The 25,414-nt window shown below is 45.6% G+C and carries 24 protein-coding genes and 1 pseudogene; 10 read left to right on the forward strand and 15 right to left on the reverse strand.

Annotation, left to right across the window (positions count from 1 at the left end; translation table 11 throughout):
* Positions 1 to 676: 676 nt before the first annotated feature.
* The 4 genes from ABU165_RS18835 to acnA all read right to left on the reverse strand — a co-directional run bounded on the left by ABU165_RS18835 (position 677) and on the right by acnA (position 5,602).
* Positions 677 to 1,183 carry a peroxiredoxin family protein gene (locus ABU165_RS18835; protein WP_148949499.1) on the reverse strand — a complete coding sequence of 169 codons (507 nt, stop codon included), beginning with the start codon at positions 1,181 to 1,183 and terminating at the stop codon, positions 677 to 679.
* Positions 1,184 to 1,207: 24 nt separating this feature from the next.
* Entirely contained in the window at positions 1,208 to 1,624 is a 417-nt protein-coding gene (locus tag ABU165_RS18840) for a hypothetical protein (protein ID WP_141195056.1), read from the reverse strand.
* 83 nt (positions 1,625 to 1,707) lie between these two features.
* Entirely contained in the window at positions 1,708 to 2,757 is a 1,050-nt protein-coding gene (mtnA, locus tag ABU165_RS18845) for an S-methyl-5-thioribose-1-phosphate isomerase (RefSeq protein WP_094769236.1), read from the reverse strand.
* A gap of 136 nt (positions 2,758 to 2,893) precedes the next feature.
* The gene (gene acnA, locus ABU165_RS18850) at positions 2,894 to 5,602 is read right to left on the reverse strand and encodes an aconitate hydratase AcnA (protein WP_148949501.1); all 2,709 of its coding nucleotides are present in this window, start codon (positions 5,600 to 5,602) and stop codon (positions 2,894 to 2,896) included.
* A 331-nt stretch (positions 5,603 to 5,933) separates the two neighbouring features.
* Here acnA and sspO point away from each other — a divergent pair, with 331 nt between their 5' ends.
* Entirely contained in the window at positions 5,934 to 6,083 is a 150-nt protein-coding gene (sspO, locus tag ABU165_RS18855; RefSeq protein WP_035400962.1) for a small acid-soluble spore protein O, read from the forward strand.
* Between the two features lie 75 nt (positions 6,084 to 6,158).
* Here sspO and ABU165_RS18860 read toward each other — a convergent pair whose 3' ends face one another.
* Positions 6,159 to 6,419 carry a hypothetical protein gene (locus tag ABU165_RS18860; RefSeq protein ID WP_009790914.1) on the reverse strand — a complete coding sequence of 87 codons (261 nt, stop codon included), beginning with the start codon at positions 6,417 to 6,419 and terminating at the stop codon, positions 6,159 to 6,161.
* Between the two features lie 110 nt (positions 6,420 to 6,529).
* On the opposite strand from ABU165_RS18860, the gene ABU165_RS18865 reads away from it, so the two are divergent.
* The gene (locus ABU165_RS18865) at positions 6,530 to 6,673 is read left to right on the forward strand and encodes a small acid-soluble spore protein P (RefSeq protein ID WP_009790913.1); all 144 of its coding nucleotides are present in this window, start codon (positions 6,530 to 6,532) and stop codon (positions 6,671 to 6,673) included.
* 25 nt (positions 6,674 to 6,698) lie between these two features.
* On the opposite strand, the gene selA is transcribed toward ABU165_RS18865, so the two are convergent.
* Positions 6,699 to 8,123: an L-seryl-tRNA(Sec) selenium transferase gene (gene selA, locus ABU165_RS18870; RefSeq protein ID WP_318060566.1), complete on the reverse strand. Its 1,425-nt coding sequence runs from the start codon at positions 8,121 to 8,123 to the stop codon at positions 6,699 to 6,701.
* A gap of 96 nt (positions 8,124 to 8,219) precedes the next feature.
* Between selA and ABU165_RS18875 the strand changes: the two genes are divergently transcribed.
* A complete protein-coding gene (locus ABU165_RS18875) occupies positions 8,220 to 8,591 on the forward strand; it encodes an Hsp20/alpha crystallin family protein (RefSeq protein WP_318060567.1) in 372 nt (123 codons plus the stop codon).
* 66 nt (positions 8,592 to 8,657) lie between these two features.
* On the opposite strand, the pseudogene ABU165_RS18880 reads toward ABU165_RS18875, so the two are convergent.
* Positions 8,658 to 8,837, reverse strand: a pseudogene (locus tag ABU165_RS18880) (Rdx family protein); the annotation flags it as partial.
* 344 nt (positions 8,838 to 9,181) lie between these two features.
* Here ABU165_RS18880 and ABU165_RS18885 point away from each other — a divergent pair.
* Positions 9,182 to 9,922: an arylamine N-acetyltransferase family protein gene (locus ABU165_RS18885; RefSeq protein WP_318060568.1), complete on the forward strand. Its 741-nt coding sequence runs from the start codon at positions 9,182 to 9,184 to the stop codon at positions 9,920 to 9,922.
* A gap of 49 nt (positions 9,923 to 9,971) precedes the next feature.
* Here the strand turns inward: ABU165_RS18885 and ABU165_RS18890 are convergent, their stop codons facing one another.
* The 4 genes from ABU165_RS18890 to ABU165_RS18905 all read right to left on the reverse strand — a co-directional run bounded on the left by ABU165_RS18890 (position 9,972) and on the right by ABU165_RS18905 (position 14,012).
* A complete protein-coding gene (locus ABU165_RS18890) occupies positions 9,972 to 10,922 on the reverse strand; it encodes an L-threonine 3-dehydrogenase (RefSeq protein WP_009790907.1) in 951 nt (316 codons plus the stop codon).
* A gap of 47 nt (positions 10,923 to 10,969) precedes the next feature.
* A complete protein-coding gene (locus tag ABU165_RS18895; protein ID WP_009790906.1) occupies positions 10,970 to 12,160 on the reverse strand; it encodes a glycine C-acetyltransferase in 1,191 nt (396 codons plus the stop codon).
* A 619-nt stretch (positions 12,161 to 12,779) separates the two neighbouring features.
* On the reverse strand, positions 12,780 to 13,100 hold the full coding sequence (locus tag ABU165_RS18900; protein WP_248138286.1) for an 8-amino-7-oxononanoate synthase: 321 nt from the start codon (positions 13,098 to 13,100) through the stop codon (positions 12,780 to 12,782).
* A 15-nt stretch (positions 13,101 to 13,115) separates the two neighbouring features.
* Entirely contained in the window at positions 13,116 to 14,012 is an 897-nt protein-coding gene (locus ABU165_RS18905) for an HD-GYP domain-containing protein (RefSeq protein WP_318060569.1), read from the reverse strand.
* Positions 14,013 to 14,400: 388 nt separating this feature from the next.
* Here ABU165_RS18905 and arcA point away from each other — a divergent pair, with 388 nt between their 5' ends.
* Positions 14,401 to 15,630: an arginine deiminase gene (gene arcA, locus ABU165_RS18910; RefSeq protein WP_306010233.1), complete on the forward strand. Its 1,230-nt coding sequence runs from the start codon at positions 14,401 to 14,403 to the stop codon at positions 15,628 to 15,630.
* A 31-nt stretch (positions 15,631 to 15,661) separates the two neighbouring features.
* On the opposite strand, the gene pdxR is transcribed toward arcA, so the two are convergent.
* On the reverse strand, positions 15,662 to 17,038 hold the full coding sequence (gene pdxR, locus ABU165_RS18915) for a MocR-like pyridoxine biosynthesis transcription factor PdxR (RefSeq protein WP_318060570.1): 1,377 nt from the start codon (positions 17,036 to 17,038) through the stop codon (positions 15,662 to 15,664).
* 106 nt (positions 17,039 to 17,144) lie between these two features.
* On the opposite strand from pdxR, the gene ABU165_RS18920 reads away from it, so the two are divergent.
* Positions 17,145 to 17,693 (forward strand): pyridoxamine 5'-phosphate oxidase family protein, encoded by a 549-nt coding sequence (locus ABU165_RS18920; RefSeq protein ID WP_306010235.1) that lies wholly within the window; start codon positions 17,145 to 17,147, stop codon positions 17,691 to 17,693.
* Between the two features lie 61 nt (positions 17,694 to 17,754).
* Here ABU165_RS18920 and trhO read toward each other — a convergent pair whose 3' ends face one another.
* Positions 17,755 to 18,720, reverse strand: a complete 966-nt coding sequence (gene trhO, locus ABU165_RS18925) for an oxygen-dependent tRNA uridine(34) hydroxylase TrhO (protein WP_224951934.1) — start codon at positions 18,718 to 18,720, stop codon at positions 17,755 to 17,757.
* A 244-nt stretch (positions 18,721 to 18,964) separates the two neighbouring features.
* Between trhO and ABU165_RS18930 the strand changes: the two genes are divergently transcribed.
* The 4 genes from ABU165_RS18930 (at position 18,965) to ABU165_RS18945 (ending at position 22,605) form a co-directional block, all read left to right on the forward strand.
* A complete protein-coding gene (locus ABU165_RS18930) occupies positions 18,965 to 20,524 on the forward strand; it encodes an ABC-F family ATP-binding cassette domain-containing protein (RefSeq protein ID WP_318060571.1) in 1,560 nt (519 codons plus the stop codon).
* Between the two features lie 183 nt (positions 20,525 to 20,707).
* Entirely contained in the window at positions 20,708 to 20,923 is a 216-nt protein-coding gene (locus ABU165_RS18935; RefSeq protein WP_094769227.1) for a YuzF family protein, read from the forward strand.
* Positions 20,924 to 20,944: 21 nt separating this feature from the next.
* Positions 20,945 to 21,835: a manganese catalase family protein gene (locus ABU165_RS18940; RefSeq protein ID WP_009790895.1), complete on the forward strand. Its 891-nt coding sequence runs from the start codon at positions 20,945 to 20,947 to the stop codon at positions 21,833 to 21,835.
* Between the two features lie 68 nt (positions 21,836 to 21,903).
* The gene (locus ABU165_RS18945; RefSeq protein WP_318060572.1) at positions 21,904 to 22,605 is read left to right on the forward strand and encodes a DUF421 domain-containing protein; all 702 of its coding nucleotides are present in this window, start codon (positions 21,904 to 21,906) and stop codon (positions 22,603 to 22,605) included.
* A 30-nt stretch (positions 22,606 to 22,635) separates the two neighbouring features.
* Here the strand turns inward: ABU165_RS18945 and ABU165_RS18950 are convergent, their stop codons facing one another.
* Both ABU165_RS18950 and ABU165_RS18955 read right to left on the reverse strand, forming a co-directional pair.
* The gene (locus ABU165_RS18950; RefSeq protein ID WP_224951930.1) at positions 22,636 to 24,195 is read right to left on the reverse strand and encodes a fatty acid--CoA ligase; all 1,560 of its coding nucleotides are present in this window, start codon (positions 24,193 to 24,195) and stop codon (positions 22,636 to 22,638) included.
* A gap of 42 nt (positions 24,196 to 24,237) precedes the next feature.
* Entirely contained in the window at positions 24,238 to 25,386 is a 1,149-nt protein-coding gene (locus ABU165_RS18955) for a thiolase family protein (protein WP_318060573.1), read from the reverse strand.
* Positions 25,387 to 25,414 lie beyond the last annotated feature (28 nt).

Below are 25,414 nucleotides of genomic sequence, written 5' to 3' on the forward strand. Positions count from 1 at the left end.
CCGGAAACCTCTTGGCATACATGACCAGCCTTCTGGCAGTCATACCATGTATCCCGCAAACCTCTTGGCTTACACGACTAGCCTTCTTGCAGTTATACCATGTATCCCGGAAACCTGTTGGCATACACGACTAGCCTTCTTGCAGTTATACCATGTATCCCGGAAACCTGTTGGCATACATGACTAGCCTTCTTGCAGCCATATCATGTATCCCGGAAACCTCTTGGGATACATGACTAGCCTTCTTGCAGTCATATATGTATCCCGGAAACCTGTTGGGATACATGACTTGCCTTCTTGCAGCCATATCATGTATCTCGGAGACCTGTTGGGATACATGACCAGCCTTCTTACAGTCATATCATGTATCCCGGAAACCTGTTGGGATACATGACTAGCCTTCTTGCAGTCATATCATGTATCCCGGAAACCTGTTGGGATACATGACTAGCCTTCTTACAGTCATATCATGTATCCCGGAAACCTGTTGGGATACATGACTAGCCTTCTTGCAGCCATATCATGTATCCCGGAAACCTCTTGGCATACATGACTAGCCTTCTAGCAGTCATACCATGTATCCCGGTGGCCTGAAAGGATACATTTCCTCCCTTATCGCAGCTGCATGACCTCTGCTAAAAATTAAAAAATAAGCACCCAACAGGATGCTTACACTTCATTTCATTTTTTCAGTCATTTCCCACATGGTTTCTGCTTCCATCGCCGATAAATATTTATCCCGGATTATACCTTTTTCGTCAATAAAATAAGTTGTAGGAACCGTCATGACTTTATACTTGGTATTCACCTCGTCTTTTCCATCCAGAAGGATCGGAAAGGTAATTCCCATTTTCTCAATAAATTTTGCTGAATTGTATTGCGGATCGATATTGACGGCCAGGATGCTGATCTCATTCCCTGCTGCTTCATGGAATTTTTGCATCTCAGGCATCTCCTGTTTGCAGGGAGGGCACCATGGAGCCCAAAAATTGAGCATGACCTTTTTTCCGCGGAAATCAGAGAGCTTAACAGACTGCCCCTGAAGATCCTTCAGCTGAAAATCAGGTGCCTCTGTACCAACTGCAAGACCGGGCAAGTCCGCTTTAGCAGCATTCAGCGGCAATAGGCCTGATATATGCACAAGCAGTAAGAAGGCCATCAGATTTATTAGTTTTCTGACCATTGCTATATTTCCTCCTTAAAAAGCTTATTTGATGAAGATATAAAGAATGCTTAACAGCCAAAATCCGCATAAAAAAGTGAATAGCGCATAAATAACCAAATAGACCATTTCCCTGGCAGCCCAGCCTTGCTTTCTGCACTGTCCGGTAAAATAAAGAGCAGCACCGAGCAGGCCGAGAATAGCTTCTTTTATCCCTCCATTGAAATAAAGCAAACCAAGGGGGTTGGTCCATAAAAGGGACGGCTGAAAAAGCAGCCTGCCAAACTTATATAAAAGAAACCAAATCAGCACTGCTGTAAAAAGCTTGTCCTCGAAAGTTTTTCGAAACTCTTGTCTGTTTTTCAAATGAAAGAAGAAAAACAGATGGACGATCAGCAGGGAAAGAAGGGATACCAGCAGGTCAACCTTAAGGTTAAAGGACCCAATTTCAATTGTCTCCATTATTACGTTGCCCCCGTTAGAAAAATATATGAGCGGAAAGAGCCCGCAGAAAAAAGCAAGCATTGCTGCTTGCTTCCTGGATATTATGAATGAAATAGCTTCTTCAGCTCTTCAGAATAATTCCCTTGAATGATCCCTTTTTCAGTGATGATGGCTGTAATCAGCTCAGCAGGCGTCACATCAAATGCCGGATTAAAAACCTTGACTCCGTCCGGTGCCGTGTTTTTGCCGAAACCATGCGTAATTTCTTCGGAGCCTCTCATTTCAATCGGGATAGCATCTCCTGATTCTGTCTTCATGTCAATGGTTGATGTAGGCGCAGCTACGTAAAAAGGGATATTATGTGCTTTGGCCAGCAGGGCAAGCCCGTATGTCCCAATTTTATTGGCAGTGTCCCCATTGGCGGCCACCCTGTCACAGCCGACAAAGACAGCTTCTGCCATTCCCTTTTGCATGACCATGGCAGCCATGCTGTCTGTGATAAGAGTCACATCAATGCCTGCCTGCTGGAGCTCCCATGCCGTCAGCCTTGCGCCTTGAAGAAGCGGCCGCGTTTCATCTGCATACACTTTTAGTTCCCAGCCCTTTTCCTTGGCAAGATAGAAAGGCGCCAGTGCTGTACCGTATCTCGCAGTTGCAATGCCGCCTGCATTGCAATGTGTCAGGACCCCCATCCCATCCTTCAAGAGGGCAAGCCCGTGGATGCCGATCATGCGGCATACCTCCTCATCCTCTTTCCTGATCTGGTGTGCCTCTTCCTCAAGCTTTTTCTTTATCAAGGCAACTGGCTGGTCTTTTTCCGCCAAGGCACGCTCATCCATCCTCTGCAAGGCCCAGAATAGGTTAACGGCAGTAGGACGGGAACTCGCCAGGTACTCGAGATTTTCTTTAAAATTTTTGTAAAACGATGAGAAATCCACCTCAGGAGCCTTATTGGCAGCCAGAACAAGTCCGTAGGCAGCGGCAATCCCTATGGCCGGAGCACCTCTGACTTTCAGCTGCTTGATTGCGTCCCACGCATCCTCCACCTTGGTGATTTCAAGAAATTCTGTGACCGCTGGCAGCAGGGTCTGATCCAATATATATAATGTGCCGTTATCATATGTAACGGATTGAAGGAATGTCTGTTCCACTTTTTGTTCCCCTCTCGAAGCTTTTCAAATATTTCTGATGCTAGAGCTATTGTAGCAAGAATTATGTTAAACGCCTATATTTTATTTTTACAAAAGGAAAAAGCGCCGCAGCAATGCCGCGGCGCCCATACATTTATTAGTTTTTCAGTCTTTCGCGCAGAACCATCTGCAGGATTCCGCCATGGCGGTAGTAGTCGATTTCAACTTCAGAATCAAAACGGACAAGCACTTCAAAAGTAAGTCTGTTTCCATCTTCGTCTGTCGCTGTAACCTTTACGAAATCGCGCGGCCTTACATTTTCATCGATCTGTACATCGAATGTTTCCTTGCCAGTCAGGCCAAGAACCTCTGCATTTTCTCCTGCTTTGAATTGAAGCGGAAGGACACCCATAAGAACAAGGTTGGAACGGTGGATACGCTCATAGCTCTCAGCAATGACTGTCTTGATGCCGAGAAGATTTGTACCTTTGGCAGCCCAGTCACGGGAAGAGCCCATTCCATAGTCTTTGCCTGCAAGAACGGCAAGGCCGGTTCCATCTTCCTTGTATTTCATGCAAGCATCATAGATGCTTGTCACTTCGCCAGTCGGCCAGTATGTCGTGAAGCCGCCTTCAGTGCCAGGGGCAACCTGGTTGCGGATGCGGATGTTCGCGAATGTTCCGCGCATCATCACTTCATGGTTACCGCGGCGTGAGCCATAAGAGTTGAAATCACGCGGCTCAACGCCGTTTTCGCGCAGATATCTTCCTGCTGGAGTATCCTTGCCGATTGCGCCTGCAGGTGAGATATGGTCAGTTGTAACAGAGTCGCCGAATTTGCCGACTACACGCAGTCCGTTTAGCGGCTTGACTTCATCCGCATTTGGCGTAAGCCCTTCAAAGAACGGCGGGTTTTGGATGTAAGTTGAGTTCTCATCGAAAGAATACAGCGGTTCATTGCTGGTCTGGATTTCATTCCAGCGCTCGTTGTCGCTGAATACATGCTCATATTCTTTCTTGAAAAGCTCAGGTGTTACAGTCCTGCTGACAACCTCGTTAACTTCAGCAGTAGATGGCCAGATATCCTTGAAGAATACGTCGTTTCCATCTTTGTCTTTTCCGAGTGATTCATTCTGAAGGTCAATGTCAACAGTTCCAGCCAATGCATAAGCCACTACCAGCGGCGGTGAAGCCAGGTAGTTTCCTTTAACAAGCGGGTGGATACGGCCTTCAAAGTTTCTGTTCCCTGAAAGGACGGAAGTGACAAGAAGATCGCTGTCAGCTACTGCCTTCTCGATTTCCTCTCTCAGCGGCCCGGAGTTTCCGATACAGGTTGTGCAGCCGTAACCGACCAGGTTGAAGCCGATCTGCTCAAGGTATGGAAGCAATCCGGAATCACGCAGATAGCCTGTAACTACCTTAGATCCAGGTGCAAGAGAAGTTTTTACATATTTAGGCACTTCAAGGCCAAGCTCGACCGCTTTCTTAGCTACAAGGCCGGCGCCGACAAGCACATATGGATTTGAAGTATTTGTACAGCTGGTAATCGCAGCAATGGCGATAGCACCTGTTTTCATTTTTGTTGAATCCCCATTTTGGAAATCAACGGTTACTTCTTTATTGATCTCTTTCTTGCTTAAACCGAAGCCCTGGTTCCCTTGAGGAGCCGTAAGCGCCTGATTGAACTCTTCTTTCATGGCAGAAAGAGGAATCAAATCCTGCGGGCGTTTAGGACCGGAAAGGTTTGCTTCAATTTCAGCGAGATTGATCTCAACTACTTCAGTGTATACCGGTTCAAGTGAAGGATCGAAGAACAATCCATTCTCTCTGCAGTACTTTTCAACAAGCTTGATCTGCTCTTCTGATCTGCCTGTCAGACGCATGTAGTTGAGTGATTCTGAATCAACCGGGAAGAATCCGCAAGTTGCACCATATTCAGGGGCCATGTTGGCAATTGTCGCACGGTCAGCAAGCGGCAGTGCCGTTACACCTGATCCGAAGAACTCGACGAATTTGCCGACAACTCCCTGCTGGCGAAGAACCTGTGTCACCTTAAGCGCAAGGTCTGTTGCTGTAGCTCCGTTTGGAAGCTCACCAGTCAGCTTAACCCCTACTACTTCAGGCACAGGGAAATAAGAAGGCTGGCCTAGCATTCCTGCTTCAGCTTCAATTCCGCCTACACCCCAGCCAAGTACGCCGATACCGTTGATCATGGTTGTATGGGAATCCGTACCTACGAGTGAATCAGGGAAAGCTTCAAAATCGCCATCCGGCGTTTCAACTGCATGAACCACGTTTGCAAGGAATTCCAGGTTAACCTGGTGAACGATCCCGGTTGCCGGCGGAACAGCACGGTAGTTGTCAAATGCTTTCTGTGCCCAGCTAAGGAACTGATAACGCTCGGCATTACGTTCAAATTCAAGAACCATATTTGCTTCCAGGGAATCAGGTGTACCGTACTTATCAACCTGCACTGAGTGGTCGATAACCAGGTCGACCGGCTTCTCCGGATTAATTTTGTCAGGATCTCCGCCCATGTCAGCCATTGCTTTCCTTAATGAAGCAAGGTCAACAACCGCAGGAACGCCTGTGAAATCCTGAAGGATGACGCGTGAAGGCTTGAAAGGAACGTCTACTTCCTTCACTTGGTCAGATCCCCATTTTGCCAGGTTCTCTACATGCTCTTGTGTAATAACCCGTCCGTCAAACTGGCGCAGGACAGACTCAAGCAATACCTTAATGGAATAAGGCAACCTTGATACGCTGCCGATTCCTGCTTCTTCCAGAGCTGCTAATTGATAGTAATGATAGCGTTTACCGTCTAGTTCAAATGATTTCCTTGAATTAAAAACATCATTTTTAGACATATGTATTACCCCCTCTAATGATAATCATATACCAAAATTATAATATTTGTCGAAAAGTTTGAATTGTCATTTTCATCGCCACTTTTCTCACAATTCTTATCTTAATACAACCTTTTATATAAGTAAATAACAAGAAAGTTATTGTTTTTGATAAGTTTTACTTATTATATTTTTGATCGCAATTCATTTTGGCATGATTGGACAGCTAACAGAGTCAATTTCTATATACCTTTTTGGAGATTTTTAAAACAAATATTATTGCAATAAAGCAATTTTTTACCGAATGAGGGCTGGTTTGCAGGCAAAAGATATGAATGCGGAGGTGAGAATTTTGGCGAAACGAAAAGCAAATCATGTACGTCCAGGCATGAACGCAGCTAAAAGCCAGGGTCAGGGCGCCGGGTTTAATGAGGAATTTTCAAATGAGCCATTGACAGAAGCGCAGAAACAAAACAATAAAAAACGCAAGAAAAACCAGTAATAGCTTGTATTGGGGCTTGGCCCCTTTGAATAGCAGACATAAAAAAACCCCTGAAACAGGGGTTTTTACATTTTGTCATTCAGCCGCATTAACTTCCTGGATGATTCTCGACAAATCTCGCTGAAATTGCTCCAGCTGGCCGCGCTGATGTTCACTTGCTGTTTCAAGGGCATTTTCGATTTGCGCGAATGCTTCATTGACCTCATTTTCCAGATGCTTCAGCTGATGCCCGTAGCTTGCACTGTCGTTAACGATTTCATTATATAAGCCGCTGGCTTCGGCGAACCCTTGCTCTGCCGCCTGGAAAGCCTGCTGTTTGTCTTTATGGTATGGCATGTTTTCACTCCTGTTAATCAAGATGTAGTGTTAAATTGTGCAGTCAGCAGGGAAAATATTCGGTATAAAAACAACTGCAAAAAACATCCTAATGTTAGGAGGGATGGCAAATGAACAAAAACGACAGCAAAGATATGCACAAAAATGCCCCAAAAGGAAATAACCCGGGTCAGCCTGAACCGTTAAGCGGCTCCAAGAAAGTAAAAAACCGCAACCATACCAGACAAAAGCATAATTCAGGGCACGACATGTAAAGGTCCTGCAGATGAAGGCCTGTCCCTACTCGGGAGACAGGCCTTTTGCAATCCTGCCCAGACAGGCAGAAATGATTTCTGCTTCTTCTTCGGAAACGGTCCGAAGATCGAATATCGTTTCTTCCTGGCGAATTCTTGCAATGATCGGTGTTCCCTGGTGCTCCCTTAGCCTGACAGCCAGATCATCAGCTGAAATGCCGGGCATTCTGATTGCTGCCGCATAGGTCGGCAGCTCCACATCCGGCATTGTGCCCCCGCCGACCATGCTGGTGCTTTCCATCACCTTCACTTCAGAGCCGGGGCACAGCAGACGTACAGCTTCGGCAAATGTTTCTGTTCTCCCCTTGATTTCTGCCTTGTCAGCAAGCATATCCCTAATGACAGGAATTTCCAATAAAGCTTTTTCGTCTTTTATATAAGCCGAAAGCGTGGCTTCCAAAGCCGCCAGTGTCATCTTATCGACTCTTAGAACTCTTGCCAGCTGATGCTTCTTGAGCTTATCGATCAGTTCTTTACGGCCGGCGATGATGCCTGCCTGGGGCCCACCCAGGAGCTTATCACCGCTGAAAGACACGATGCTTGCGCCGGCTTTCAGCACCTCGCTTACCACGGGCTCTTCCCCGATTCCATGCTTGCTGTAATCATACAGAACCCCGCTTCCGAGATCTTCGTAATAAATCAGCCCGCTCTTTGAAGCTTCTTCTGCCAGTTCACTGGCAGAGACACTTTTAGTAAAGCCCATGATCTTGAAGTTGCTCGTATGCACCTTCATCAGCATTGCGGTTGCCCCAGTCACTGCTTCCTGATAATCCCGGAGATGGGTTTTATTCGTTGTTCCCACTTCTACCAGCCTGGCCCCGGATTCCTCCATGATGGATGAAATTCGAAAAGAACCCCCAATTTCAACAAGCTCTCCCCGGGAAACAATGACCTCGCTGTCAGAAGCCAATGCCCTCAGAACGAGGAATACGGCAGCCGCATTATTATTGACGATCATCGCCGCTTCTGCACCCGTAATATCCTTTATCAAACCTTCCACGAGGTCATGGCGGGATCCCCTGCTGCCTTTTTCCAAATTGTATTCTAGATTGGAATAATTCCTGGCAATGCTGGCCATATGTTCAACAGCAGTCTCTGACAGCCTTGCTCTTCCTAAATTGGTGTGAAGAATGGTGCCTGTTGCATTGATTACTTTTTGTAAGGCAAAGCTGTATTTTTGCTCAGCGGCAGCTTCTATATCATTAAATAAACGGGCCAGAAATTCCGGGCTTCCCGGTTCAGGGCCGCTGTACCTCTCTGAGATAATCGCCTGTCTTACTGAGTCAAGCGCCATCTTGATCAGTTCGGCAAATCGTGCAGGCTCAAGCCCCAGCCTTTCCTGCAGGCTGAGCGCCCTTTCATCCCTCTGCAGCTCGTGTACAGGGGGAATTTGTCTGAGAATATTGTTCACTTTTGTAATCCTCCAGCATATTAATTAGAAGTATTATACCATTTTCACCCTGTGCGGTTCTAATGAATATACTGGTCGCAACAAGGGGGCATTATTATGGGAAGAAACAGCGAAGATAATCCATTCAAGGAAATGGAAAAATGGCTGGAGCACTTCTTTCTTGATCCGCTGACATCTTATCTTGATCAGTCGGCATTCCGGATCGACATTTTTGAGACAGATGCGGAATATATTGTGGAAGCTCTGCTGACAGATTATACAGCGGTGATGCTTTCTGTTATATTAAACGGCCATGAGCTGATCATCAGGGCTGAGAAAGATAAGGAAACAGTCAGCCGGGAAGTCGATTTTCCATTTCTTTTAACAGACAAACAGGTCACCTCCCGATTTTCCTGCGGCATACTGGAAATTTTCATTTCAAAGACCAGTAAAGGTTCCGGCAAAGATCGCAGGGTGCCTATACAATAACCGTCCATCTAGAAGTTAACCATAACGGAAGCCCCGCTTTAAAAGAAGGCGGGGCTGTTTCTATCGTCATTTCATTTTATCAATGATTTCCTGGCTTTTAGGAAAGACGCCTGTTTCAAGCTTTGAATAGATTTTGCTTCCATTCACCGTCACTTCAAAGGCGCCGCCTGAACTGGGGACCAGCTCCATTTTACCTATTTCAGACCGGAAATGATTAAAAAGATCCTCCGCGAAACTCGCGGCTTTTGGTGCGTAGTTTCACATCATGCAGAATTCAACCTTTACTTCATAATTTGCCATCAGTGCTGCCTCCTCTCCTGATTCTGTTTGCTGTTATTGTAGTACAAGCATGCAGGAGCCTGCAACCTTGCTGTCCTTCTCCTTAAAGAAATTCTGGCTTTAAGCAGTAATCAGCGTACTTTTTGGAACCCGCGCCCTCCAGATTCAATTCAACAAGGCTAATATGGACCAAACACACAGCAGGCAGTAAAAGATCCTTATATCGGACAACATGTTAAAATAATTATAAGGGCCAGCCCGATGCGTATAAATTTAAGTGTATTAACTATAGCATAGTAGGTGAAAACGATATGAATATAGACCGCTACCTGGCCAGGATACAGGCCGATAAAAAGGAGACGGGGCTTGATGCTCTGGCACAGCTGCAAAAAAGCCATATGCAAAGGGTACCTTTTGAAAATCTCGATGTCATCAGGAAGGTCCCGATCAGATTGGATACAGATCAGTTTTACAAAAAAGTGGTGGAAAACAGCAGGGGCGGTTTCTGCTATGAGCTGAACGGCCTCTTCCAAACCCTTCTCTCAGAGATGGGCTATAGCTCTTCCCTCATCTCCTGTACTGTCAAAACACCTGCCGGATGGGCCAGGGAAAACAGCCATGCTGCCATACTGGTCTATCTTGACCAGCCCTATTTGACTGATGTAGGCTTCGGGGACTCAGCAAGGCAGCCCATCCCGCTTGACGGCACTGAAAAGGAGGATGCGAGCGGGAATTATAAAGTCAGGGATCTGGGAGACGGCCGCTATGATTTGATGCATAATGACGGCGGGGAATGGCAGATTAAGTACCGGTTTTCTGATAAAAAAAGAAGCCTGGATTTCTTCCAGGATTCCTGCGAATTTAATCAAACATCAGCAGAATCGCCATTCACCAAAAATGATATCATTACTATCGCATCAGAGAACGGGCGAATCACGCTTTCAGGGAACACGCTTGTAAGAACAGAAAACGGAGAAAAGATTAAAACAGATTTAGACAAAGGTGCAAAACGGGAGGCGCTGAAAGTGTTCTTTGGCATCACAGAGACATAGACGTTTATTAAAAAAGCTGGCGAGATGGTCTCCTGCCAGCTTTTTCACTTTATTTTACTGTTGTAACTTTCAGCTTTTCCAGCATATCTGCCGTCATTTTAGCAAGATCGTATTCAGCCTTAAAACCCCATTCATCTTTTGCTGCCGTACAATCAATAGAGTTGGGCCAGCTGTCAGCAATCGCCTGGCGGACAGGATCCACTTCATAGCTGAGCTCAAATGAAGGAATATGCTGACGGATAGCTTCAGCAATCTCTTCAGGCGCAAAGCTCATTGCCGCAACATTGAATGAGTTGCGGTGCTTGAGCCGGCCTGCATCAGCTTCCATCAAACTGATAATCGCATCAAGGGCATCCGGCATATACATCATATCCATATAAGTCCCTTTGTCGATATAGGAAGTGTACTTGCCTTCTTCGATCGCTTTATAATAGATTTCTACAGCATAGTCGGTAGTTCCGCCGCCTGGAGGAGTCACATATGAAATCAGGCCGGGGAAGCGCAAGCCTCTCGTATCCAGGCCGAATTTATGAAAATAATAATCGCAAAGGAGTTCGCCGGCAACTTTATTGACCCCGTACATGGTCGTTGGACGCTGAATGGTGTCCTGCGGAGTGGAATCCTTAGGTGTAGACGGGCCGAAAGCGCCAATTGAGCTTGGCGTAAAGAACTGGCTGTTCAGTTCCCGTGCAGCTTCCAGTGCATTCATAAGCCCGCCCATATTTAGGTTCCATGCAAAAACCGGATTTGCCTCAGCCGTCGCAGACAGCAAGGCTGCCATATGGATGACTGTATCTGCATTATGCTTCTTTGCTGTATCAAACATAGATTTAGCATCCGTAACATCCACGATTTCAAAAGGGCCAGACTGGGCCGCCTCAGAATCATTCCTTCGGATATCTGTTGCAATGACATTATCGGTACCATATATGTTTCTAAGCTTGATAGTCAGCTCTGAACCGATCTGGCCAAGAGCACCTGTAATAAAGATCTTTTTCATCGTTTTCCTCCACCTGAATCCGTCGTTTCATATCTATATTTTGAATCTTAGATAATACCCATTTCCTTGCCGACCTTCTTATAGATCGAAAGTGCCTGATCCAGCATATCCTTTGTATGCGCGGCTGTCGGCATGTTGCGGACACGCCCAGTGCCCCGCGGAACAGTCGGGAACACGATTGATTTAGCATAGACACCTTCATCATTCAATTTTTTGCTGAATTCCTGGGTAGCCACTTCATCCCCGATGATGCAAGGAGTGATAGGCGTTTCACTGTCTCCAATATTGAAGCCGAGCTCCTTCAGCCCTTTTTTCAGATAATCGGCATTTTCCCAAAGCTTCTCATTCAGCTCAGTGCTTTCCATTAGGATGCTGATGGATTCGATGCATGCAGCTACATCAGCAGGTGTAAGTGAAGTCGAAAATAGGAATGGACGGCTTCTCACTTTCAGCCAGTCAATCAGCTGTTTCTTGCCGGCCACATATCCGCCGACAACACCGATGGCCTTGGAGAGCGTACCAATTTGGAAGTCCACTTTATCGGATAAGCCAAAATGCTTAACTGTACCTGCACCTTTGCCGAGCACACCAGATCCATGTGCATCATCAACATAAGTGATCAGGTCGAACTCTTCGGCAATTTCCACGATTTCAGGGAGCTTCGCAATATCTCCATCCATGGAGAATACTCCGTCTGTGATTACCATGACTTTATTATATTGTCCTGACTCTGTCGCTTCCTTTGCTTTTGCACGCAAATCTTCCATATCTGAGTGATTGAAGCGGATGATCTTTGCGCGGGACAGCCTGCAGCCGTCAATGATGGAAGCATGGTTCAGTTCATCGGAAAGAATAGCATCATTTTTGTCCATGACTGCAGAGATGGCAGCCATATTACAGTTAAAGCCTGACTGGTAAGCGATGGCTGCTTCTGTATGCTTGAATTCTGCCAGTTTTTCTTCCAATTTGATATGGATATCCATTGTGCCGTTGATTGTCCTGACAGCACCTGCTCCTACACCGTATGTATCAATTGCTTTTTTGGCAGCACTTTTAAGCCTGTCGCTGGTAGCAAGGCCCAGGTAATTATTAGAGGATAAGTTGATCAATTCTCTGCCATTTATTTTAATCATGGGTCCGTTAGGGCTTTCCAGCGGGTCAATTACATTGTAAAGGCCCCTGCTTTTAAGATCCTCGAGATTTTCATTTAAAAAGCTATCCAAAGTTTTGCTGGACATATAGATCCCTCTCTTTATATAGAATAGAATGTCATCTGCAAACAAACAACTGTACTCCTTGGGTGGACATTTCGATGTCTGAAAAAGACTTATGTATCAAGGAGTTCCTTACTAGTTACTTTAACATATTTGATGAAATTGTACACTTGAAAAGGACAAAACAGCAGGTACTTTATTTTTCCCGGGAGGAGTGTATTTTAGTTTAAAAATAAAAGAAGGAAGCCTTTAAGCTTCCTAAAAATTGGAGAATCATTTTTAATTAATGTCGGTGGCTTAGCTTATCAACTTTGCTGCTGATTTCCGTTCCTGGCCTTCGCTTTCCGCGGGGCGGCGCTGAGCCTCCTCTTCGCTATTCTCATGCAGGGTCTAAGCTTTGCCGCTATTTCCCGCAGGAGTCTGCGTGCCTTCCACTACAATCAACAGGGTTTACAAATGTTTTTCTTATGTAAAATCAAAGCAGTTATGCAGTTATAATGAGGGAACAGCCATTGAAAAAAATTCTTACTCTAACATAGGATAGTTTTTTTTATTATATTTGTTTACCAACTGTTAGTTTTAGGATTTCTTGAAAATTATCTTTCAATTAAAAAAACTTGCCTAAATTCAGGCAAGTCTCTTCTTAATATTGTGGTACTGGAGGATCAAATCCTAAAACTTTTTCACCGTCAACAGTCAGCCATACATAATAATGGTCGATTTCAGTTTTAAGGAGTTTTTCAAGCTTTTTGATAATTCTCTCTTGTGCTTCAAAAGTAATCTGAGCTGTTTCTTCTCCAAGCTCAATGCCTTCTAATCCAAGCATGTCAGCAATAGCTCTTGCTTCATCGTAAGATACCTCTACATACTTGTCGTACTCAGGCAGATAAGCTGCTTCAGCAGGCTTAATGCTGAAAACTGCACCAATTAAGAGTGCCATGACCAAAACACTGATTTTTTTCATTACTTTTCCCCCTTTTTAAATCTTGTCTTTCATTTTAAGGAATATATCTACAATGTACGGATTGTACATAGTTCCTTTGCATCTACAAATTTCTTCAAATGCGTCTTCTTTCGTTTTTCCTTTGCGGTAAACCCTGTCGCTTATAATGGCATCATAGGAATCTACTACAGCTATAATAGAAGCTTCAATGGAAATATCGTCGCCTTTAAGTCCATTCGGATAACCTTTTCCGTCATATCTTTCATGATGCTGCTCCACTATTTTCCCTGCCTGAACTAAGATTGGCAGACCAGTCTGCTCAAGGATTTCCCGCCCGAACTCGGAATGCTTTTTCATGATTTCCCATTCCTCGTTTGTCAACTTCCCTGGCTTTCTCAGAATCTCAAGAGGAATTTTCAACTTGCCAACATCATGCAGAAAGGAAGCTATATTTAAACTCATCAGCTGTTTGGAGTTAAAGCCCAAATATTCGCCAAACAACATGGACAGCTTATTAATCCTGCTGCAGTGGTCAACGGTGTATCCATCTTTTTCTTCTATAGATACAGCCAAATCCATTAGGTTTTTTGTTATCATGCTGTAATGGTGGAAAACCGGCTGTGATGTAACGTATAAGAATTCTGTCGTTTCTTCAGCCTGAAAGTAATAATGCTCCTTGACAGGAATTTTATAAAAGGAATCTCCAGCTTTATACGATTTCTTGGGATTGTCTGATTGGAGAATCAGCTCCCCTGAAAGAATATGTATAAATTCCATAGCATTCCAGTCTTCCTGTGGTTCAAGGCCCCATCTCGTATCGGCATGCAGCTTATGATAAATAACTTCTGTACCATCGCCAGATGCGAGGAGGGAGATCTGCAAGCCTTTCATGTGGACTGTTTCAATGAAACGATCTTCATTTATAATGCCCACTGTGTTACCCTCATTTCTATTTCTAAGATTGCTGTCGAAACAAGAAGAAAAGAATGTCAAATCTTCTTCTATTCTCCAACATTATAATACATAAAGTTAAATAGTAATATAGAGAATTAGAAAAATAAACAAGAATTTACATATTTTTTTTGGTAAATACTGAGAAAGTCCTATAAATAGCGCAGCGGCGCTCTCTTAACTATCAATCTTTGCTGCTGCGGGTACCAAAAGGCGCCGTGGTTTCGTGGTTTCATTGGCCAATCGCTCATCACCCTCTGAATAATCATACAAAAAATTGATTAGTTTACTCACATTACTTTAAAGGAAAATGAACAGTACACATGAAATCAGCCAAACTGGCTCGTATACATATTTGGAGGTTATATAAATGAAGCATCCGTTACATGTTACTTCGGAAATAGGAGAGTTGAAGTCGGTCCTTCTGCACAGGCCCGGCAAGGAGGTAGAAAACCTTACCCCTCAATACTTAAAAAGGCTGTTATTTGATGATATCCCCTATTTGCCGGCGATTCAAAAGGAACATGATTATTTTGCAGGAGTTCTGAGCAATCGGGGCATTGAAGTGCTTTATCTTGATAAGCTGATGACAGAAACGCTTGCACAGCCTGAAATCCGCGGCCGGTTCACAGAACAGATCCTGATGGAAAGCCAGTCCAATGTGAATGGCTCTTTTGAGGCAGTCTCTGAATATTTGAATTCACTGCCGGCAGATGAACTAGTGAGGAAAGTAATGGCCGGGGTACGGAAGAATGAAATTGATTTAAAAGAAAAAGTGCACCTTCATGAAATCATGGCGGATTCTTACCCATTCTTCCTTGATCCGATGCCAAATTTATATTTCACAAGAGATCCTGCAGCAGTCATTGGCAAAGGTATAACCATTAACAATATGAATGAACCGGCCAGAAGACGGGAATCCATTTTCATGGATTATATCATCAAGCATCACCCCCGCTTCAAAGAGCATGATATCCCTGTTTTCTTTAATCGGGATGAACATTATACACTAGAAGGCGGAGACGAGCTGGTGCTGAGCAGGGAAGTCGCTGCCATTGGTGTCAGTGCCAGGACATCTGCCCAGGGAATTGAAAAGCTGGCAAGGGAATTATTTGCCCGCCAGGAGGATATAAAGAAGGTAGTAGCTGTCGAAATCCCTAAATCACGGGCATTCATGCATCTGGATACAGTGTTCACCATGATTGACCATGATAAATTCACCTACCATCCTGCAATTGAATCCAGCGACGGGAAAATGAAGATATATATTCTGGAGCAGGGGAACTCTGGTGATCTGAAAATTACCGAAAAGGACAGCCTTGTAGAAACACTTAAAGAAGTCCTGAACCTTCCTGAGCTGGTCCTCTTGCCTTGCGGAGGCGGAGATGTTATTGCAGCAGCCAGGGAGCAATGGAATGACGGCTCCAATACCCTGGCAATTGCCCCTGGAGTAGTGGTTACCTATGACCGTAATTATGTTTCCAATGATATGATGAGGCAAAATGGCATCGAGGTCCTCGAAATCATGAGCTCTGAACTTTCGCGCGGCAGAGGCGGCCCTCGCTGTATGAGCATGCCGATTGTCAGAGAAGAACTATAAAAGGGCCTGGATGGCCCTTTTCTTTTGCTGTTTAATCAATCCAAGCCTCGCTAAGAAGCTTAATTCCTTCAGCTATTTCTTCGGGAGAAAGTCCTCCAAACCCCAGCATTATCAAGTCATCACCTTCTCCACCTGCCCAATACTGGTTCGCGGGATACACTTTTACGCCTTTTTTGGCAGCCTTGGCAGCCAGCTCTTCACTCTTCCTCCCTTCCAGCTTTATGAGGATATGAAGCCCTGCCTTTTGCCCAATCACAGCGGCTTTATGTTCCATCATAGAACTTACCGACTCCAGCAGTACTTTATGCTTTGCCTGATAAAGGACTCGCATTTTCCGGATATGCTGGTCAAAGTCCCCTTCCTTCATAAAACGTGCTGCAGCTTCTTGGATAATGGGAGCGACTGGCTGGCTGTACAGGCTGAAGTCCCTTTTATAGCCAGCCATAAGGGCCGGCGGCAAAACAATATAGCTCAGACGGGCAGCAGGAAGAAAGGATTTGGAAAGAGTTCCAAGGTAAATGACGCGATCATTAGGATCCAGACTTTTAAGCGGCGGAATCGGCTGTCCCTGATATCTGAACTCGCTGTCATAATCATCCTCCACAATATAACCGCCAGTTTCCGCAGCCCACTTCAGCAGTTTCAGCCGTTTATTGATTGAAAGGACCATACCCAGCGGAAATTGATGGGAAGGTGTCACATAAACCGCCTTCGCCCTCTTTTCTGCAAGCTCTTCAACACTGATTCCATCTTCCTCCACAGTGACTGGCTCTACTATTCCCCCTTGATGCAGCAGCACTTTCCCCACCCCGTCATAGCCTGGATTTTCCATCGCTATCACTTCTCCGCGAAGCTCGAGTATGCTCATAATCACTGAAATGCTGTTTTGGGTTCCTGAGGTGATGATGATTTGTTCTGGAGTGCACTCTATACCCCTGGATCTGTACAAATACCCTGTCAGCTCTCTCCTTAGGGAAAATTGGCCTTGCTTGTCTCCATATTGCAAAAGAGAGAGATCAAAGGCTGCTTCAGACAGGGCGTTTTTCCATCTTCTGGCTGGAAAAGCTACTGCATCAATATGGCCATATTGGAAATCTATCTTGGGTTTTTCCAGCTCTGCTTTTAATATAACAGGCAATTGTTCTTTCTCCTGCTTCAATGGAAATTCATCTAATTTGTTTACAATGATCCCGCTCTTCGGCCTGCTTTCGGCATAGCCTTCTGCCAACAGCTGCTGATACGCCTCTTCCACTGTATTTTTGCTTACGTCCAGAAATCGGGAAAACCTGCGGATGGAAGGAAGCTTTTCCCCTGGCTTTATTTTTCCTGACTCGATTTCCGACTTGATATACTGATATAGCTGAACATATAAAGGCATCTGGCTTTCCCTGTCTAAAAACGGCGTCATGCGGCACTCCCATCTGTCCCCTTAAGATATTATAAATCTGTCACTTTTAAGGCGGTCACATTTACATTAATCTGAATATATCACAAATTCCTAAGGAGTGGAGTAAATGTTTCCAATGCGCCAATCAATGCTTGAAGTCAAAGGTCCGGAGAAAATCAGCACCTTCCTTAAGGGGGCCAGAACAGGATATCTTGGACTCAATGACAGTTCTTACCCTTATGTGGTGCCTCTTAATTTTATTTGGCAGGATGATTGTATCTATTTTCATGGAGCTTCTGAAGGAAGGAAAATGGAGCTGCTGCAAAACAATCCACATGTCTGCTTTACGGTAAGCGAAGATTTCGGCACACTTACCGACCCCGTCCCCGCAAAAACAGATACAGCTTATATGAGTGTCATGATATTTGGAAAAGCATTTGTGCTATCCGATATAGATGAAGCAACTATGGTTATGCAGAACATGCTCGACAAGTATGTACCCGGCTACTTCCAGGCACCGCTGCCAAAAGCCCATGTAGATAAATACCGTTCTTCGCTAGGAAGCAGGACAGCAGTTATAAAAATCTGTCCTGATGCTATAACAGCAAAAGGTAATTTTGCCGAAGAAGAAAGGAAGTACTATCCAGGCAAAACAGCAGCTGCCGATCTTAAGTGAAGAACAGTTTGGCCCAATTTTTAATATAAAAATGACGTGCAGCCTCCTGCACGTCATTTTATCAAGATTGAACAGCTTCTTCTTCAAGTTTCTTCATTCTCTCAGCCACTTCTTCTTCTGAAAGGTCATGTTCGCTGATATAGCGGTTGCGAGGGTGCACCCGGCAATCATGGCTGCAGCTCCGCAGATATTTATGCTCATTTTCTTCAGAGCTCAGGATTTGCTTATTGCATTCGGGGTTTGCGCACCTTACATATCTTTCGCAAGGCTCGCCTGTGTAATAGTCACGGCCGACGATGACATGCTCCTCCTGGTTGACAGGAACACTGATCCGGTCATCGAACACATAGCATTGGCCATCCCACAGCTTGCCGCGCACCTCAGGATCTTTACCGTACGTTACGATGCCCCCATGCAGCTGGCCGACATCCTCAAATCCTTCTTTAAGAAGCCACCCGGAGAACTTTTCGCAGCGGACGCCTCCAGTACAATACGTAAGGATCTTCTTGCCCTCAAACTTATCTTTGTTTTCCTTGATCCATTCAGGAAGCTCACGGAAATTTTGGATATCCGGCTTAATTGCCCCCTTGAAATGTCCAAGGTCGTATTCATAGTCATTTCTCGCATCGAGGACAACAGTATCCGGGTCCTGCATCTTTTCAAAAAACTCTTTTGGTTCTAAATGTGTCCCTGTCAGCTTTAATGGATCGACATCATCTTCAAGGCTCAGGTTCACAAGTTCTTTTCTGACTCTGACGCGCATTTTTCTGAATGCATGCCCTTCTGCCTCATCAATCTTGAACACTGTACCTTTGAATAATGGATGATTGTCCATCATGTCGATATAGGCCTGTGTCTGCTCAACCGTGCCTGACACGGTGCCGTTGATGCCCTCTTCAGAGATCAGCACACGTCCCTTAAGGCCGATGCCGTTGCAGAAATTCAAGTGTTCTTCTCTTTGTGCCGCAGGATCTTCTATATGAACATATTTGTAATAAAGCAAAATTCTATATGATTGTGTATCCATGATTTTTTCTTTCCTTTCCAGACCGTATGCAAGATTCTGTTCGGGCAGGCAGCCCCTTACCGGATTTTTTAAACCTATTCCATTATAACAGCCAAATAAAGGGTGTCAAAAACATTGTTTCCCGTAACCCGTAATAAATGGGCTGCTTCTAATGGTAATTGGAATCCAAAACACCTGGTCCTCGCTATTGTTTTTTAGTATGATGAAATAATGGATTAGACATGCAAAGCGAGGAATATAAACGATGAGTTTATTAACTGTAGATCATTTAAGCCATACTTTTGCTGATAGAACTTTATTCAAAGATGTGTCCTTCCGTCTTCTCCAGGAAGACCATGTTGGCCTTGTAGGCGCAAACGGAGTCGGGAAATCGACTCTTATGAACATTATAACCAATCAGCTGATCCACGACAGCGGTAAAGTGGAGTGGACTCCCAATGTGCATTACGGCTATTTGGACCAGCATACAATTCTTACTCCGGGCAGAACAATGCGCGATGTGCTGAAGGATGCTTTCCTTCCACTATTCGAGCAGGAAAAAGCCCTGAATGAAGTGACAGCAAAAATGGCTGATGCCACTCCTGAAGAGCTTGAAGAGCTCCTTGAGCAAATGGGTGAAATCCAGGACCGTCTCGATGCCGGCGGGTTCTATTCCCTTGATATCAAGATTGAGGAAGCAGCACGCGGCCTTGGCCTGGATGCAATCGGACTTGAGCGTGACGTTGCTGCACTGAGCGGCGGACAGCGTACAAAGGTTCTTCTGGCCAAGCTTCTCCTGGAGCAGCCTCAGGTCCTTTTGCTTGATGAGCCGACCAACTATCTGGATGTAGAACACATCCGCTGGCTCACCGGCTACCTGAAGGAATATCCTTATGCATTCATGCTGATTTCCCATGATACAGAATTTATGAATTCTGTATCAAATGTCATTTTCCACCTGGAATTTTCAAAGCTCAGCAGATATACCGCGAGTTATGATAAATTCCTTGAGCTTGCTGAGATCAATAAAAACCAGCATATCAATGCCTATGAAAAACAGCAGGAATTCATTAAAAAGCAGGAAGATTTCATTTCTAAAAATAAAGCCCGCTATTCAACAACTGGCCGTGCAAAAAGCCGCCAAAAGCAGCTTGACCGGATGGAACGGATTGATCGTCCTGAAACTGCTGTTAAGCCAACATTCGAGTTCAAAGAGTCCAGAAGCAGCAGCAGGTACGTGTTCGAAGGGAAGGATTTTGAGATCGGTTATTCCGAGCCGCTCCTTCCAAAACTGAATATGACAGTTGAACGGGGAGAAAAAATTGCGATCGTTGGCTGCAATGGAGTCGGGAAGTCGACGCTGCTGAAAACAATGCTTGGCAAGATTTCCCCTCTCAGCGGAAAAATCGAGCGCGGAGACTTCTTATTCCCTTCTTATTTTGAACAAGAAGTAAAAGCCGGCAACATCACTCCGATCGATGATGTATGGAGCGAGTTCCCAAGCCTCGACCAGCACCAGGTCCGCGCCGCATTGGCAAGATGCGGATTGAAAAATGAACATATTTCCCGCCCGCTGAAACAATTGAGCGGAGGCGAGCAGGCGAAGGTCCGCCTTTGCAAGCTCCTGATGAATGAAAGCAATTGGCTCTTATTCGATGAGCCGACAAACCACCTGGATTTTGCAGCAAAAGAAGAGCTGAAGCGTGCGCTGAAAGCTTATAAAGGCACTGTTGTGCTTGTATGCCATGAGCCAGACTTTTATAAAGACTGGGTAACTAAGACCTGGGACGTTGAAGAATGGTCCCAAAAAATGAATCAGGCATAAACATTCCCCCCCTGCTGTGATGCATGGGGGTTTTTTATTAACTCCTTCCACTCCCTTTTATTTTCCCACACGGCGGCTGCCAAAGGTAACTCCATCCGCCTGTCCTTCTTTCATGGACATATTCTGAAACTTCCTTCACGCTCATAGGCTTATGATAGATTTTGGCGAAAAGGAGCTGAAAAGATGGACGGAACAGCAGTTTCTTTTAATTCAAGCTTCGATCCTTATGTATACCAGGCCGCCCTTACTTTAATAGGTGATTCTGTAACAGTGCAGACCACTCATGGATCTGTAAGGGGCGTCTTGATTAATGCCCTGCCGGACCACCTGGTAGTCGAGTCTGCCAGTACACCATTCTATATCCGCATTCAGCAGATTGTCTGGATTTTTCCAGGCTAACAACCCAGTGGAGGGAAAAATATGTTCAAGAGAATAAACAGGCTGGCAATTGAACTCCCTGAGCCTTCTCACGGTGACATGAATGCTGCAGCTGCCGTCCAGGAACTGCTTGGAGGCAAGTTTGGCGAAATGTCTACTCTCAATAACTATATGTTCCAATCCTTCAACTTCAGGAGTAAAAAGAAGCTGAAGCCATTCTACGATCTGGTCGCCAGCATAACCGCAGAAGAGTTTGGCCATGTGGAACTGGTGACAAATGCAATCAATCTGCTCTCGAAAGGAAATACCTTTCCTGGTGATCCGGATATTGCACCGCTTCAGAACGGGAAGGATGCACGAAACACTTATCATTTTATAGCCTCTGCCCAGACTGGCCTTCCCGGCGACTCAATGGGAAGGGCATGGACCGGGGACAATGTGTTCAGCAGCGGCAATCTGGTGCTGGATCTTCTTCATAATTTTTTCCTGGAAGTCGGTGCCAGGACACATAAAATGCGCGTTTATGAGATGACAGATCATCCTGTTGCAAGGGAAATGATCGGCTATCTTCTGGTCAGGGGAGGTACACACATATTAGCCTACGCAAAAGCGCTCGATATCGCGACTGGCGTCGACTTAACAAAGATGCTGCCCATTCCCGACTTAAGCAACTCCCGATTTGATGCAGCGCGGAAGTTTGAAGAAAAAGGGCTCAGCAATGTTCTTTATACATGGAGTGACACGGATTTTAAGGGAATAGGCCAGATTTGGAAAGGGACAAATCCGGAAAACGGCGAGCCGCTGAAAGTCATTTACGGTACGCCTGAAGGCGGCCCGGTACCTGATCTTGATGAGCTCCCGGAAGAATTTGCACCTGGCATTACAAAAGATGATTATGAAAGGATCGCCAAACGGCTGCTGGAGGGACTTTAAAAAAGACTTAAATGGATTATAACCGGGAAAACTGACACTATCCTTTTTTAGCGTTGGGAGAGGTCAGATTGTTTCTGTTTATAAAAATTCTGGTATTATACCTTGTAACTATTGCAATCATGCGGCTGATGGGGAAGTCTTCCATTGTACAGATGACACCCTATGACCTTGTCGCCATTATCATTGTCGGCACTGTCGCATCCGAACCCTTGATCAGCACAGAATTTTGGCCTACCATTGGCTCCCTGGCCATCCTGGTTGTGCTTCATATCTGTTTTTCTTACTTAACCTTAAACCAGATTGGGAACAAATTCTTTCTGGGAGAGCCATCTATCCTGATTAAGGATGGTGAAATCATTGAAGATCAGCTGGAAAAAGCGCATTTGTCAGTCTCACAGGTTTTATCGATCCTGCGGAGCAAAGGATTTCCCAAAGTTTCTGATGTTGAGTATGCTGTACTGGAACCAATCGGGGAAATCAGCGTAATTCCCAAGACGGAAAATACCCCTGTTACTGTCGAGCATCTCAACATTAATATTGAAGATGAAGGCCTGCCTGTTTCTGTCATAGTCGACGGAAAGATTCAGCTCAGAAATTTAAAGCTTCTGCATCTTTCAAAAGATTGGCTGACAAAAAAACTGGATGAGAACAGCCTTTCAGCTAAAGACATCCTCTATGCTTTTGTAAATGAAAAGACAAAGACCCTGATTGTAAACAAAAGAGGAAAAGGCAAACTAACGATCAAGGATTACCGCGGACAGGCAAAATAGGAGCTGCCTTTTTACAGGCAGCTCCTATTTTCACGATTGTGCTGATTGGGACAGTTCACTCCTCAACACAAATTTCTGCAGTTTTCCGCTCGCGTTCCGCGGCAGGCTTTCACAGAAAATGTATTTTCTCGGCCGCTTATAATTGGCAAGCCTGCTGCTTTCCTTGCACCAGCTGTCCAATTCTTCCTCTGATACAGAAGGGTCTTTTTTAACAACGAATGCCGTCACAGTCTCTCCCCACCTGTCATCCGGCTGGCCGATGACTGCTGCGTCCAGGACTCCGCTATGTTCAAACAGGACATCCTCAATTTCCCTCGGGTAGATATTCTCTCCGCCGCTGATGATCATGTCATCCACCCTGTCCCTTACCCATAGGTAGCCATCTTCATCTAAAGCACCGATGTCCCCTGAATGGTACCATCCTTTATATAATGCTTTTTCTGTTGTTTCTTTCATATTGTAATATCCCTTCATCATGCTGGGACCTTTGACAATGATTTCTCCTGCTTCCCCTGCAGGAAGGATATCTTCGGGATCTGATGGCCCGTTATCGTTCGGCCTGACAATCCTGATCTCATGATTCAGGCATGCCTGGCCGGCAGAGCCTGCTTTTGAAAGCTGATCATGCTCAGAAAGGAATGTGATGGCCGGTCCCATCTCTGTCATTCCGTAAGCCTGGACCAATAAGATACCAAGCTTCTCCCTGCACAGCTTAACAAGTGCCGGGGCCATCGGCGCAGCCCCGTACAAGCCAAGTTTCAGGCTGTCCAGGCAGTAAGCCATAAGATCTTCCTGCAATATCATATTCCACATAGTCGGAGCAGCGAAAAACTTAGTGATTCCCTCCTCCTCTATCAGCTGCAGCACCTTTTTCGGATTGAATTGATGGAGGATGATATTTCCAGCCCCTACATGGACGCGGGGAAGAAAGGCGCAATGCAGCTCTGCACAATGAAACATCGGTGCAGTGACCAGCCCTTTGTCAGAGGGTTCAAGCTTTGTCGCTGCAATAACCGTCAAGCTCTGTTCAGCCATATGCCTGTGTGTATGAATGACTCCTTTAGGCCGGCCGGTCGTTCCGCTTGTATACATGATCGCATAATCATCATCTTCACTGACATCAGCAAAAACCGGGCTGTCAGAGGCTTGCGAGACTTTTTCATCAAATGAGGCCGCATAGGAAGGCGGCTCCTCATCAATATACCAGAAAGCTGTTGCAGGAAATTGTCCTTCAAGAGCGGAAACCACTGGTTCAAGTGCCTCTTCGTAAATTAGAACCTTCGGGCTGGCATCTCTAAGGATATATGCTGCTTCTTCAGCCTGAAGGCGGAAATTGATTGGATTGAAAACGGCCCCGATTTTAGCACAGGCGAAAAAGACTGCCGCCAATTCCTCTGTGTTATATAAAAAAACAGAAACCCTGTCCCCCTTGCTGACACCTTCAGCAGCGAGCGCATGTGCGACCCGGTTGATGCGCAGATTCCATTCACTATAAGTGTATCGCCTGTTCTTCCTGACATCGTACACTGCCTCTTTTGCCGGAAATTTCATTACAGCAAGATCTAAAATCCTTCCTATCGTCACTGTCATGGCGTACCTCCTGAATATATTTATCAGCACCTTACCAGTCTGTCACAAGCGTTCTATGATGGTCGCATTTGCCATTCCATAGCCTTCGCACATTGTCTGCAGCCCGTACCTCCCTCCTGTCCTTTCCAGTTCATAGATCAGCCCTGTCATGATCCTTGCGCCACTTGCGCCGAGCGGGTGGCCGAGTGCAATGGCTCCGCCGTTTGGATTCAGCTTAGCCGGATCGGCTCCAGTCTCCTTCAGCCACGCAAGAGGCACTGAAGCAAAGGCTTCATTCACTTCAAATATATCAATATCCCCGATTGAGAGCCCTGCTTTTTGCAGCGCCTTTTCCGTTGCCGGAATCGGCCCTGTCAGCATTAGGGTCGGATCTGATCCTACCACCGTTCTTGTAAGGATACGGAATCTCGGACGAAACCCAAGACTCTCTGCCTTCTCCCTTGACATGATCAAAAGGGCAGCTGCCCCGTCGCTTATCTGGCTGGAATTGCCTGCATGGATCCTGCCATTCTCCATGAATGCCGGCTTCAAGGTTCCCAGCAGCTCAAGTGATGTGTCCTTCCGCGGTCCGGAATCCTCTGATGCAATAAACATTGTCCCATCATCCTGCAGCGCCTTAATTGGGGCAATCTCACTTTGGAATTTGCCCTCTGCCTGTGCTTTCAGCGCTTTCTCGTGGCTTTCAAGAGAATATTCATCAAGCTGCTGTCTGGAGAATCCGTATTTTTCTGCCATTCTCTCTGCTGAAAGGCCCTGGTGGATCATCTCATGCTTCCTTTTAAGATTTTCACTTAATTTGGCTCCCTGAAAGCTGCTGCCAATCGGAACACGGGACATGCTCTCCACTCCGCCGGCTATGAAGATATCCATATCCCCCGCGAGTATTGCCTGCGCTGCAAAATGGACTGCCTGCTGGCTTGAACCGCATTGCCTGTCAATGGATACACCAGGTACCTCAACAGGAAATCCGGCAATCAAAGAGGCAATCCTCGCTATATCACCTGCCTGCTCACCGGTTTGGCTGACACAGCCCATGATGACATCATGAACTAAAGAAGGATTGAGGCCCGCCCTCTCAGTCAGCTCTTTTAATATGAAAGCTGCAAGCTCATCTGGCCTTATATTCTTCAGTACGCCATTCTTCTTTCCTATCGGCGTCCGCACAGCTTCAGCAATAACAGCTTCCCTCATCGGCCAATCTCCTTTCTATCAGCATATT

Source organism: Cytobacillus sp. T106 (genome assembly GCF_040492155.1).
Classification (GTDB): domain Bacteria; phylum Bacillota; class Bacilli; order Bacillales; family Cytobacillaceae; genus Bacillus_AB; species Bacillus_AB infantis.